Genomic DNA, 12,042 nt, shown 5'->3' with positions numbered 1-12,042 from the left:
TTTGCCGGGGGCACCCCGGGGCCCAGCTTAGCGAATCAATTATATGATGTTTTTCAATCGATGGTGACAGGGTCGGCCGGGGCCTGGCTGGGGGCCACCAGCGGCAGGTCCAGCGTGAACGTCGTGCCGTGCGCACCGCTGGCCACGGCGATCTGGCCGCCCAGCAGCGACGTCACGATGTTGTAGCTGATCGACAGCCCCAGTCCGCTGCCGCCCTGGCCCAGCTTCGTCGTGAAGAACGGGTCGAAGATGCGCGTCAGGTTTTCCGGCGCGATGCCGCCGCCGTCGTCGTCGAACGCGATGGTGACGCGGCCATCGCCTGTCGGGCGCGCCATCAGCCGGATGCGGCCACCCGCGCGGCCGTCGAACGCGTGCAGCAGCGCGTTGTTGATCAGGTTCGTGATGACCTGGCCGAACGGGCCCGGGTAGCTGTCCAGCACGATCCCGTCCGGCACCTCGACGGCGATGCGGTGGCTCGACGCGCGGATGCGGTTCATCATCGTCGCCACGATCTCGTGCGTCACCTGCTGCAGGTTGAACATGCGGCGCTGCTCGGTGGTGCGGTCCACCGCCACCTGCTTGAAGCTGGCCACCAGGTCGGCCGCGCTGCGCAGGCCGCGCATCACCAGTTCGGAAGCGCGGCGCGCATCGGCGATAAAGGCCGTCAGTTCGGAACGGCGCAGGCCCGGGCCGTTCATTGTCTTCTCCAGCTCCTCCGTCTTCTGCTCCAGCGTGCTGGCGATCAGGAGGCTGTTGCCGATCGGGGTGTTGAGTTCATGCGCCACGCCGGCCATCAGCGCGCCCAGCGCCGCCAGCTTCTCCTGCGACACCAGTTGCGACTGCGCTTCCTGCAACTGGCGGTAGGCGTGCGCGTTGTCCAGTGCGATGGCGCCGTAGGCGCACAAGGTGCGGAAGATCAGCCGCTCGCGCTCGCCGAACGCACGCGGCTGCACCGACTGCACGGTGACGACGCCCAGTACCCGCTCGCCCAGCACCAGCGGCACGTACAGCGCGCTGGCGCTGGCTTCGGGCATGGGACCGCGCACGGGTTCGGCCGCGGCATCCTCGACGTACACCTCGCTGCGTTCGCGCACGCAGCGCGCGCACCAGGCGGTCGTGTGATCGAGTTCGATGCGGGTGGGCGGCATCGGCTCGCCGCCCTCGAGCGCGAAGGCGGGCACGAGGGCGCGGCCGGCGTCGATCAGGTAGACGGCAAACACGTGCGGCGCCAGCAGCGCCTGCACATAGCGGTTCAGCACGTCGTACACGGCCGCCGCGTCGAGGTGGATCGTGATCTCCTGGCCGATGGCGGACAGGCGCTCCAGGGTGGTGCTGGTCTGCTGCAGCAGCTCGGCGCGGCGCGCCTCCGAGATGGCCAGCTCGCGGTGGTGCAGCCCTTCCGCGCGGGCCTGCTCCGTTTGCTGGTGCACCTGCATCGCGATGGCGCGGCCCGTGGCTTCCTGGCTGTGCGTCTTTTCGTGCGACACGCTGGCCGCGCGCGCCATCTCGTAGGCCTGGCGATAGTCCTCCAGCCGCGCATATTCGGCCGCCAGCGCGTCGTACAGGTCGCCCGGCACCGTGTAGCCCGCGATCGTCGACGCGATCGCCAGCGCCCGGTGCAGGTAGTGCAGGGTAGGGTTGGCTTCCGTCATGCCGTCGGGCCGGGGCAGCTCGTGGCGCACACCGGCGCGGCTGTGGATCAACGCCAGCACGCGCAGTCCGGCGATGTGGTTGTACGTGTTGTCGTGGCCGTGCGCCAGCTCGACCGCCTCCAGCGCCAGCACCAGCGCCTCGGCGGGGCGGTCCAGGAAGCACAGGGCATGCGCCTGGCCGCGCCGCGCCACCATGCGGAAGTCGGCCTGGTCCAGCACGTCGGCGCGCACGGCCAGGCGTTCGAACGCATCGAGCGCGCCGGCATAGTCGGCCCTGGCCAGGCACAGGTCGCCCTTGTACTGCAGCGCGATGGCATACAGCCGGCTGGCCGCATACGGCTGCAGGATGTCCAGCGCCTCGTGCAGCAGTTCGTCGGCACCGTCCAGGCGGCCCAGGCGGCGCACCGTATCGGCCGTATGCAGCAGGGCGGCGCCGATGCTGCGCGGCCAGCCGGTGGGGCGCGCGAGGTCGAGCGCGCGCTGCATCCATTCCAGCGCCGAGTGGTGATCGTTCAGGTTCGAGAACTTCTCGCCGATATTGGAGGCGGCGATGATGGCGGCGCGCACCTGGCCCGTCTCCAGCGCCGCCTCGTAGGTGCGCAGGTAGAAGCCGGCAGCGCCGCCGAAGTCGCTGCCCTGGCTGGCGGCGATACCGAGGAAGTCGTTGATCCAGCAGTCGATGGCGGGCGCCACGTCGGCCGACAGGTCGAAGCGCTCGCCCCACCGTTCGCGCGCACGCCCGATGTCGCGCAGTACGGCCCAGCGTGCGCTGGCGGCATCGGCGATGGCTTCGCGCTCGGCGTCGCCCGCATCGCGCGCGGCCTGGGCGCTGCGCGCCAGTTCGGCGTCGCGGAACAGGTGGTCGCCGTTGTCGACGGCGATCCAGGCGCGCAGCCAGTGCGTGTCGGCGCAGCCGGCGTGCTCGCCCAGCGCATGGAAGGCCAGCAGCGCCCCGTCCGCTTGCGCCCTGGCCGCGTCCAGCTCGCCCATCAGCCAGGCCACCTCGGCGCGCAGCAGGCGCAGGCGCGCCAGGGCCGGGCGCGCATCGGCCGCCGTGGCGAGCAGCCGCTCGGCCTCGCCGGCAAGCGCGATGGCGCGCTGGCTGTCGCGCTGGCGCAGGTGCCAGGCCAGCGGCAGCAGCACGGGCAGGCGGGCGCCGCCCTTGGCCGGCAGCAGGGCCAGCTCCCATTGTGCGACGTCGTCATCGGTGGCGAACATGTCCATGTCGGCCCTGGCGGAGGTGGGGTGGTCCAGGCTAGTACAGCGTTTGCGACGATTCGTGCAGCAGCTGGCCGTACAGCTCGTGCCGCAGCGGCGCGATCTTGCCCGCTGCGAGGGCGTCCAGGATGGCGCATTGCGGCTCGGCGAGGTGGCGGCAGTTGTAGTACTTGCAGCCGCCGAGGTAGGGCGCGAAATCGCGGAACGCCCGTTCCAGCATGCCTTCCGACAGGTGGTACAGGCCGAACTCCTGGAAGCCGGGCGAGTCGATCACGCTGGCGCCGCCAGTGAGGTGGTACAGGCGCGTAAACGTCGTCGTGTGCTTGCCCGTATCGAGCTTGGCCGAGATCTCGCGCGTGGCGATGTCCGCGTCCGGCACCAGGAGGTTGATCAGCGACGACTTGCCCATGCCGGACTGGCCGATCAGGATCGTCGACTGGCCGTCCAGCAGCGGCGCCAGCTCGGCCACCGCCTCGTCGGGGTGGGCCTTGGCCGACACCTCGTGCACCGGGTAGCCCATCGAGGCATACACCTGCAGGCGCGTGCGCGCCTGCGCCAGGCCGTCCGTCACGTCCACCTTGTTCAGGATCAGCCGCACGGCGATGCCGGCCGCCTCGGCGGCGACCGTGGCGCGCGACACCAGGTCGTCCGAGAAGCTGGGCTCCGTGGCGACGACGATGAACAGCTGCGTGACGTTGGCCGCCAGCAGCTTCGACTTGTACTGGTCGGAGCGGTACAGCAGCGTGCGCCGTTCGCGGATCTTGTCGATCACCGCCTGGTCGGGCGACGTGAACGTGACATCGACGATGTCGCCCACGGCCACGTTGGTCTTCTTGCCGCGCGTGACGCACTGTACGTGGCTGCCGGCGACGTCGGCCAGGTAGTGGCGGCCGTGGGCGGCGATGACGACGCCGTGGTTCTGCTGTTTCATTGGGCCGCCATGTTCAGGTGCCGGATGCGGATCGAGGCCGGCGGGTGCGAATCGTAGAACGCCGAGTGCAACGGGTCGGGCGTCAGGGTGGAGGCATTGTCTTCGTACAGCTTGACGAGCGCGGCGACCAGGTCGGCGCGGCTGGCGTGGCGGGCGGCAAACGCGTCCGCCTCGAACTCGTGCTTGCGCGAACCCAGCGAGGCCAGCGGCGAGAACAGGAACGTGAACACGGGCAGCGCCAGCATGAACAGGATCAGCGCCAGCGCGTCGTTCGATTGGCCCGGCGCGATGATGGGCGCCACGCCCAGGCCCGTGTAGAACCAGACCTGGTTCTTCAGCCAGCCCAGGAGGGCCAGGAACGCCAGCGACAACGCGAACATCATGGCGATGCGCTTGACGATGTGTTTCAGCTTGAAGTGCCCCAGTTCGTGCGCCAGCACGGCCTCGATCTCGGCGGGCGACAGGCGCGCCAGCAAGGTGTCGAAGAACACGATGCGCTTGTTGGCGCCGAAGCCGGAGAAGTAGGCATTGCCGTGCGCGCTGCGCTTGGAGCCGTCCATCACGAACAGGCCTTTCGAGGCGAAGCCCACGCGCGTCATCAGGCCTTCGATGCGGCTTTTCAAGGACTCGTCGGCCAGCGGCGTGAACTTGTTGAACAGCGGGGCGATGACGGTGGGATAGAGCACCATCACGAGCAGCTGGAAGCCGGTCCACACCAGCCAGGCATACGGCCACCACAGAGCGCCGGCCTTGGCCATCAGCGTCAGGATCACCCAGGCCAGCGGCAGGCCCAGCGCGACGCCCAGCAGGGCGCCCTTGACCATGTCGCCGAAGAACAGGGCAGGCGTCATCTTGTTGAAGCCGAAGCGCTGCTCCAGGCGGAACTGGCGGTAATAGTCGAACGGCACGTCGATGGCGCCGGAGACGAGCGCGAACGCGACGAGGAGGCCGATCTGGTAGGCCATGCCGCCGCCGGTGATGCCGAACATCTGCACGGACAGCCACTGCAGAGCGCCCAGCAGGGTAAAGCCGATCAGCACGGCGCTGTTGACGAGCAGGGTAACGAGGCCATATTTGGTGCGCGCCACCGTGTAGTCGGCCGCCTTCTGGTGGGCATCCAGCGGAATCTTCTCGGCAAATTCGGCCGGCACGGCAGCGCGGTGGCGCAGCACGTGGCGGATATGGCGCGAGGCCAGCCAGAAGCGCACCGCCAGCATCGCCGCCAGGAAGGCGACAAACAAAATCGAAAACGCGTGTGAATACATTCTATGCCTGTGAGAAAATGGCGCTCTTGTTTAGGCCAAGAGATAATTATGTCACAAGAGAACGAAACTACCGCGCTGCAGCAAGCCGCTCCCCGTCCCAATGAAATGAACCTGGTGTGGGTCGACATGGAAATGACGGGCCTCGAGCCCGACACCGACCGTATCATCGAGGTCGCCATCGTCGTCACCGACATGCACCTGAACGTGCTGGCCGAAGGCCCCGTGCTGGTGATCCACCAGTCCGACGCCACCCTCGATGCGATGGATTCGTGGAACAAGGGCACGCATGGCCGCTCGGGGCTGATCGACAAGGTCAAGGCCTCCACCGTGACGGAAGAGCAGGCCGAGGCCGAGCTGATCGCGTTCATGAAGCAGTGGGTACCGGCCGGCAAATCGCCGATGTGCGGCAATACCATCGGCCAGGACCGCCGCTTCATGGTGCGCTACATGCCGAAGCTGGAAGCGTTCTTCCACTACCGGAACGTGGACGTGTCGACCATCAAGGAACTGTGCCGCCGCTGGAAGCCGGAAGTGATCTCCGGCTTCAAGAAGGCGCAGAAGCACACGGCCCTGGCCGACATCCTCGAGTCGATCGAGGAGCTGAAGTACTACCGCGAGCACTTCATCAAGCTTTGATGCGTAAGCTGCCGGGCAGGCCCGGCAGCACAGCCGTCATTCCGCCTGGGTGGCGCCGCAGCACTTCTTGTATTTCTTGCCGCTGCCGCAAGGGCAGTCGTCGTTGCGGCCGACCTTCGGCTCGTCGCGCTTGACGGTGCCGACGGCAGCCTTGCGGCGCGGCACCCAGAACTTGTGGATCGCCGGCAGGTTGGCCTCGATCGCCAGCGCCAGCTTGTGCGCCTTGACGGGGTCTTCCACTTCCGGCAGCTCGTCCTCCTGGATCTCGTCCGCGCCCAGCAGGTAGATCGGGCGCATCAGGTCGGCGATGTCCGAATCGAAGATCTCGTCCCACGAGCCGGCGCGCAGCTCCATGCCTTCCCAGAAGCCCCAGCACCACGCCTCGGCGTCGATCAGCATCTGGCCTTCGTATTCGTGCTCGACGAACAGCGGCTCGAATTCCTTCGGCGCCACCTCGAACGTGACCAGCACTTCGTTCATGAAGCGCATGATCAGTTCCAGGATGCGTTCCGCTTCCTTCTGATTCTTGAAATCCGGTCCCTTGTTGCCGGGCTCGCCCCATACCAGCGGCAGCCACTCGGACGGCATGATGGTTTCCGGTCCGATGGCAATCGCCGTCAGGTAGCCGTGCAGGTGATCCATCGTCATCGAATCTTCCGGGCTGCGGTCGCCCAGCAGGAATTGATCCAGTTCGTCGAATTCTTTTTCGGAAAGGGGCTGGTCGAGTTGCATGATAGTGCCTGTTCTGTTCAAAGTAATCCGACAGTATACGCGCTGCGCCTTACAATGGCGACATGACGCAACCGACTACCGCACCATCCCATCCCCATCCATTCTCCGCGCTCGATCCCGACCGCGTTCTGGACGCCCTGGCCAGCGTGGGCCTGTTCGGCGACGGCCGCCTGCTGGCGCTGAACAGCTACGAGAACCGGGTGTACCAGGTTGGCATCGAGGACGGCAAGCCCGTCGTCGCCAAGTTCTACCGGCCGGGGCGCTGGAGCGATGCCGCCATCCTGGAAGAGCATGCCTTCATGACCGAGCTGCACGAACGCGAGATCCCCGTCGTGCCCGCGCAGGTACTGGCCGGGCGCACGCTGCACGAGTTCGACGGCTATCGTTTCGCCGTGTTCGACCGCCACGGCGGCCGTGCCCCGGAGCTGGACCGGCCCGAGGTGCTGGAATGGACGGGCCGGTTCATCGGCCGCATCCACGCCGTCGGCGCCGCCCGGCCGTTCGCGCACCGTCCCGCGCTGGACGTGGGCACGTTCGGCGTCGAATCGCGCGACTACCTGCTGGCGGAGAAGTTCATTCCGCCCGAGCTGGTCGGGGCCTACCGCAGCGTGGCCGACCAGGCGCTCGATGGCGTGAGCCGTTGCTACGACCGGGCCGGCGACGTGACGCTGCTGCGCCTGCACGGCGATTGCCATGGCGGCAACGTGCTGTGGACGGACGCGGGCCCTCATTTCGTCGACTTCGACGATGCCCGAATGGGCCCGGCGGTGCAGGACCTGTGGATGATGCTGTCCGGTGAACGGGGCGACATGGTGCGCCAGTTGTCCGATATCCTGACCGGCTACGAGGATTTCCAGGAATTCGAACCGCGCCAGTTGTACCTCGTGGAAGCGCTGCGCACGCTGCGCCTGCTGCATTACGCGGCCTGGCTGGCGCGGCGCTGGGACGACCCGGCGTTTCCCGCCGCCTTCCCGTGGTTTAACACGCAACGCTACTGGCAGGACCGTATCCTGGAACTGCGCGAGCAGGTGGCGCTGATGGACGAGCCGCCGCTGTGGCCGGTCTGACCGGCCGAGGCCGTGTCGAGCGTGGGGCCAGGCGCCGAAGCTGACCCGGTCCGGCGCCGGTGGCAAACATGGCAACAGGCGAATAGACGGCAAAAAGCTGTTCTGCTCGACAGCTGCACTGGACCGGAGGAGACTGATAATGGCAACTCGGAAACCTGAACCGCCCACGAGACCTGTCATGCACGCACAACTGGCCCCACCCCCTGTCGATTACTCCGCCGACCTGCCGGAAGGCGACGCATACGACGGCGCCGCCGACGAGGGCCGGTCGTCCCGTGCCGAGACTGGCCGTGCCGATACAGGCCGTGCCGAGACTGGCCGTGCCGAGACTGGCCGTGCCGATACTGGCCGTGCCGATACTGGCCGTGCCGATACTGGCCGTGCCGAGATGGAAATGCGGGCGATCCAGCAAGCGATTGCCCGCGTCGAGGCGGAAGCCAAGGCCGCGTGCGCGGCCGAGAGCCGGGCCCATGCGGAAGCCCGCGCCCGCGCGCTGGCCGAGGACAAGGCCGCGATGGACGCCGCCGCCGCGGCCGTCGCGCTGCAGAACGCCCAGGCTGCCGAACAGGTCATCGCCGCCAACCGCGAGCGCCTGGAAAGCCTGCGCGCCGCGGCCCAGGCCAGCGTGGCGCAACTGGAAGCTGTCAAGCAGGAAACGGCCGAGCTGCGCGCCCGCGTGGAAGCCGACAACCAGATCCGCCAGGCCGCCGAGCAGCGCGCCCGTGCCGAAGAGGAAAGCCGGCGCCGCGCCACCGAGCAGATGGAAGCGGAAGCCCAGCTGGCGGAGCAGGCCGCCCGCGCCGCCGACGAGCTGAGAAAACATACCGACCATGCCCGCATGCAGGCCGCCGAGCGCGTGGCCGCCGTGCAGGCCGCCAAGGAGGAAGTCGTCGGCATCGCCAGCGCCGACGCGCGCATGGCCACGCTGGCGCGCGAGCGCGAACGCCAGGCCTATGGCGCGCGCCAGACGGCGCAGCAGCTGGTCGAAGTGGAAGCGGAAGCGCTGGAAGCGACGCGCCAGCGCGAACGCGCCGACCAGGTCGCGCTGGAGTCGGCCTTCAGCCGGGCCGCCGCCGAAGTGCGGGCCGCCGAGGAGGCCCGCGCGCTGGCCCACCTGGAGCAGGAACGGGAAGCGATCGCGCTGGCCAAGGCCGAATCGGACCGCAGCGCCGCGATGTCGCTGCACCTGCGCCTGCAGACGGAAAAGGAAATCCGCGACGCCGCCCAGCACCGCGAGCGGCTGGAAGCGATGGCCGCCACGACGGCGCAGGCGCGGCGCGATGCCGATGCACGCATCATGGCGGCGACCGAAGCCCGCATCGAAGCCGACCGCCAGTTGCACGCGGTGGCGCTGGCACGCGCGCAGGCCGAACAGCAGGCCGAAAGCGAGACGCAGGCCCGCATCGAAGCCGAGACGGTGGCCGCCGAAGCGGCGCGCCAGCGCCGCACCGCCGAGCAGGCCGCCGCCGAGGCTGCCCGCATCGACGCCGAGGAACAGCAGCGCGCCATCGTCATTGCGGACGAGCAGGCGCGCCAGCGCCAGGCCGCCGTCGAACTGGTCAAGGCACGCAACGAAGCCGAGGCGCGCGAGCTGGTCGCGCTGACGGAGCAGGCGGCGGCCCACGAAGCGGCCAACGCCATCGCGCAGGAAAAGGCCGACCACGCGGCGCGGCTGCTGGCGGCCGAGCAGGCCCGTGCCGCCGCCGAGCGCGAAGCCATCGTCGCATTGAAGGAGCGCCTGGCGGAAGAGGAGCGGGCCACCGCCGCCGCCGAGGCACGGGCCGCGGCGGAACGCGAGCAGGCCGAGGCCTTTGCCCGCAATGCGGCGGCCGACGCGCTGCGCCAGCAGGCGGTGCAGGAAGAGGCAGCGGCGTTGCGCGCGCTGGCCGAGCAGAACGAAGTGGAGGCGCGCCAGAAGCAACTGGCCGCACAAGCCGCGACGGCGCAGGCGCGCCTGGCCGTGGAGCTGTCGGCCGTGCACAAGGAGCGCGCCCGCGCCGAGCAGGACAAGGCAGCGGCCGCCGAGGCCCTGCTGCAGGCCGAGCGCGAGTATGTGGAGAAGGAACGCCACGGCCAGGCCCTGCTGGCGACGCGCCTGGCGCAGGAGCAGGCTGCAGCGGCGGCGGAGGAACGCGCCGCGCGCGCCATCGAAAGCCGCCTGGCGGCCCAGGCCGAGGCCGTGCGTGCCGCCGAGGAGCGGGCGCTGGCGGAAGAACAGGAAGCGCAAGCGGTGCACCAGCTGGCGCAGGCCGAACAGGACGCGGCCCGCGCCGCACAGGACAAGGCCGCACGCCAGCAGGCGCTGATGGCGACGGCCCAGGCCCACGCGGCGCTGCAGCGCAAGGCCGCCGATGCGGCGCAGTTGCTGCTGGTGGCGAAACGCAAGCTGCTGGAGGCCGACGGCGGCTAGGGTCTGTCCCCCTTGCGGGGACTGACCCTGAAGTTTTGCGGGCGCAGTTGAAACGCCGGCTGACTTCGGGGTCAGTCCCGTAGGGACAGACCCCAAATGCTGCTTACTGCACCGTCACCTTCTCGACGTAATACTCGGTCTCGCCAAAGCACGCGGTCGGCACGCCCTTGTGCTGGGCGTACGTCAGGTTGACGCGCTTGCCCATCGCCGCCGTCAGTTGCGCGGCGACGGCGTCGTCGCGCACGCTGAACTCGAACTTCTCGGGAATCGCGCCCGGCATCGACGTCAGCAGGATTTCGCCTTCCCACGTCTTGCAGATCCAGCCCCGTTTCGAGAATTTCTGCAGGAAGCCGGCCCGTTCGCCTTCCGAATACGAAAAACTGAGCGTGACCATGGCCCAGGCCCACAGGACCAGGACGGCGGCCACGATCAGGCCGACTAGGGTGAGGATGAGGCGCGAGGAGCGTGTCATAACGGGGGCCATGGAGTTGAAAGCCGTGATATTACTGCATCGGCATCAGGCCGTGCGCGTCTCGCGGCGGTAGCGCAACGACGAGTACAGCGACACGACGATGAACGCCACGCCGGACAGGCCGGTGAACCACTCCGGAATATGGTATTCCACGCTGGCGAACATGATGACGGCCAGGATGCCGATGGCCCAGTGGGCGCCATGCTCCAGGTAGATGAACTCGTCCAGCGTGCCCTTGTGCACCAGGTACACCGTCAGCGAACGCACATACATGGCGCCGATGGCCAGCCCCAGCATGATGATGACGACGTCGCTCGTGATGGCGAACGCGCCGATCACGCCGTCGAAGCTGAACGACGCGTCCAGCACTTCCAGGTACAGGAAGCCGCCGATGCTGCCGCGCTGGATCACCTTGCCCAGTTCCGGGTCGTGCTCCTCGCTCTCCAGCAGGCTCGACAGCCAGCCGACGGCCACGTAGATACCGATCCCGACCACGCCCGCATACAGCACGGAGAAGCGCTTGGCGGCCGGCACCAGTTCCACGGCCACGCACACGGCCACCAGCGCCAGCAGGATCGCCAGCCCCTCGGTGCCCACCTTGCCGGCCTTTTTCTCGATCCACTCGATCCAGTGGACGTCCTTTTCCTCGTCGAACAGGAAGTTCAGGAACACCAGCAGCAGGAACGCGCCGCCGAACGCCGCCACTTCCTCGTGCACGGCCATCAGGTGGCGCGAGTATTCCTGCGGCGTCGTGGTCGCCATCGTCCACACTTGCGGCAGGTCGAGGCCTGTCGCGACGGCCACGATGGCCAGCGGAAAGACCAGGCGCATGCCGAAAACGGCCACCAGGATGCCGACCGTCAGGAACAGTTTCTGCCAGAACGGATTCCAGTCCTTCAGCACGGAGGCATTGACGACGGCATTGTCGAACGACAGCGACACTTCCATCACGCCCAGCACCCCCGTGATCCACAGCGCCGCCAGCGCCGTGCGGACGCCGCCATGGGTGTAGCCCCACCACCCGGCCAGCCCCATCAGTATGACGGTGACGAGAATCGAGATCCTGAAATGCTTCATGACAGCGCGCCCCGGGTAGTTGTGTTGTCAGGCCGATTCTACTTGAGCCGCTTTTGTCGGGGAGCCGGCTTCTGCGATAATGGTGGATTGACAATCTGGACTTACCATGGACATCGCATACCTCGTCACGCCATTGCTCACCTGGATCACCGTCGGCCCGATCAAGTTCCTGATCAACAGCATCAAGGCGCGGCAATGGGCGTTCAATCTCGTCGGCAATGGCGGCTTTCCCAGCAATCACAGCGCCGTCGTCTCCAGCATGGCGAGCCTGATCGCGCTGCGCGAGGGCATCGGCCATCCCGCGTTCGGCGTGGCGGTCGCGCTGTGCTTCATCGTGATCATCGACGCCAACAGCCTGCGCCAGCACGTGGGCCGGCAGGCCGCCGCCATCAACCGGCTGGCGGGCGAGGCGCCGAGCCACCAGCACCTGCGCGAACGGATGGGCCATACCGTGGTGGAAATCCTCGGCGGGCTGGCCACCGGTATCGCCCTGGGCCACCTCGTGTACGCCGTGTTTCCCCGCGGCTGAGCCGCGCTGCAGCGGGGCGGCCGTGCCTGCCCCGCCTTTGTCCCTTCGCTTCC

Annotated in this window: 10 protein-coding genes; 4 read left to right on the top strand and 6 right to left on the bottom strand. The window is 68.1% G+C overall.

Annotated features, from left to right (window positions below):
• Positions 1-53: 53 nt before the first annotated feature.
• Genes PX653_RS12700 through PX653_RS12690 form a run of 3 tightly spaced genes read right to left on the bottom strand, consistent with a single transcriptional unit; the run spans position 54 to position 5,066 of the window.
• The gene (locus tag PX653_RS12700) at positions 54-2,870 is read right to left on the bottom strand and encodes an ATP-binding protein (RefSeq protein WP_277418219.1); all 2,817 of its coding nucleotides are present in this window, start codon (positions 2,868-2,870) and stop codon (positions 54-56) included.
• Positions 2,871-2,907: 37 nt separating this feature from the next.
• Complete coding sequence (gene rsgA / locus PX653_RS12695; RefSeq protein ID WP_277418218.1) at positions 2,908-3,801, bottom strand: ribosome small subunit-dependent GTPase A; 894 nt, start codon at positions 3,799-3,801, stop codon at positions 2,908-2,910.
• The gene (locus PX653_RS12690; protein WP_277418217.1) at positions 3,798-5,066 is read right to left on the bottom strand and encodes a M48 family metallopeptidase; all 1,269 of its coding nucleotides are present in this window, start codon (positions 5,064-5,066) and stop codon (positions 3,798-3,800) included. Before PX653_RS12690 ends, rsgA begins: the two co-directional genes overlap by 4 nt.
• Positions 5,067-5,114: 48 nt before the next feature.
• Here PX653_RS12690 and orn point away from each other — a divergent pair, with 48 nt between their 5' ends.
• Complete coding sequence (gene orn, locus PX653_RS12685) at positions 5,115-5,702, top strand: oligoribonuclease (protein WP_277418216.1); 588 nt, start codon at positions 5,115-5,117, stop codon at positions 5,700-5,702.
• Between the two features lie 36 nt (positions 5,703-5,738).
• Here the strand turns inward: orn and PX653_RS12680 are convergent, their stop codons facing one another.
• Positions 5,739-6,434 (bottom strand): UPF0149 family protein, encoded by a 696-nt coding sequence (locus PX653_RS12680; RefSeq protein WP_277418215.1) that lies wholly within the window; start codon positions 6,432-6,434, stop codon positions 5,739-5,741.
• 62 nt (positions 6,435-6,496) lie between these two features.
• Here PX653_RS12680 and PX653_RS12675 point away from each other — a divergent pair, with 62 nt between their 5' ends.
• The gene (locus tag PX653_RS12675) at positions 6,497-7,501 is read left to right on the top strand and encodes a serine/threonine protein kinase (RefSeq protein WP_277418214.1); all 1,005 of its coding nucleotides are present in this window, start codon (positions 6,497-6,499) and stop codon (positions 7,499-7,501) included.
• 178 nt (positions 7,502-7,679) lie between these two features.
• Positions 7,680-9,911 (top strand): coiled-coil domain-containing protein, encoded by a 2,232-nt coding sequence (locus tag PX653_RS12670; protein ID WP_277418213.1) that lies wholly within the window; start codon positions 7,680-7,682, stop codon positions 9,909-9,911.
• 103 nt (positions 9,912-10,014) lie between these two features.
• Here the strand turns inward: PX653_RS12670 and PX653_RS12665 are convergent, their stop codons facing one another.
• Positions 10,015-10,383, bottom strand: coding sequence for a DUF8785 domain-containing protein (locus PX653_RS12665; RefSeq protein WP_277418212.1), 369 nt, complete (start codon positions 10,381-10,383; stop codon positions 10,015-10,017).
• Positions 10,384-10,428: 45 nt separating this feature from the next.
• A complete protein-coding gene (locus PX653_RS12660) occupies positions 10,429-11,460 on the bottom strand; it encodes a DUF475 domain-containing protein (RefSeq protein WP_277418211.1) in 1,032 nt (343 codons plus the stop codon).
• A gap of 106 nt (positions 11,461-11,566) precedes the next feature.
• Here PX653_RS12660 and PX653_RS12655 point away from each other — a divergent pair, with 106 nt between their 5' ends.
• The gene (locus tag PX653_RS12655; protein ID WP_277418210.1) at positions 11,567-11,989 is read left to right on the top strand and encodes a divergent PAP2 family protein; all 423 of its coding nucleotides are present in this window, start codon (positions 11,567-11,569) and stop codon (positions 11,987-11,989) included.
• The last annotated feature ends 53 nt before the right edge of the window (positions 11,990-12,042 follow it).

Origin of the sequence: Pseudoduganella chitinolytica (assembly GCF_029028125.1) — a bacterium.
Taxonomy (GTDB): Bacteria; Pseudomonadota; Gammaproteobacteria; order Burkholderiales; family Burkholderiaceae_D; genus Rugamonas; species Rugamonas chitinolytica.
Note: the sequence above shows the minus strand (reverse complement) of the source record. Positions and strands in the feature narration are given on the sequence as shown.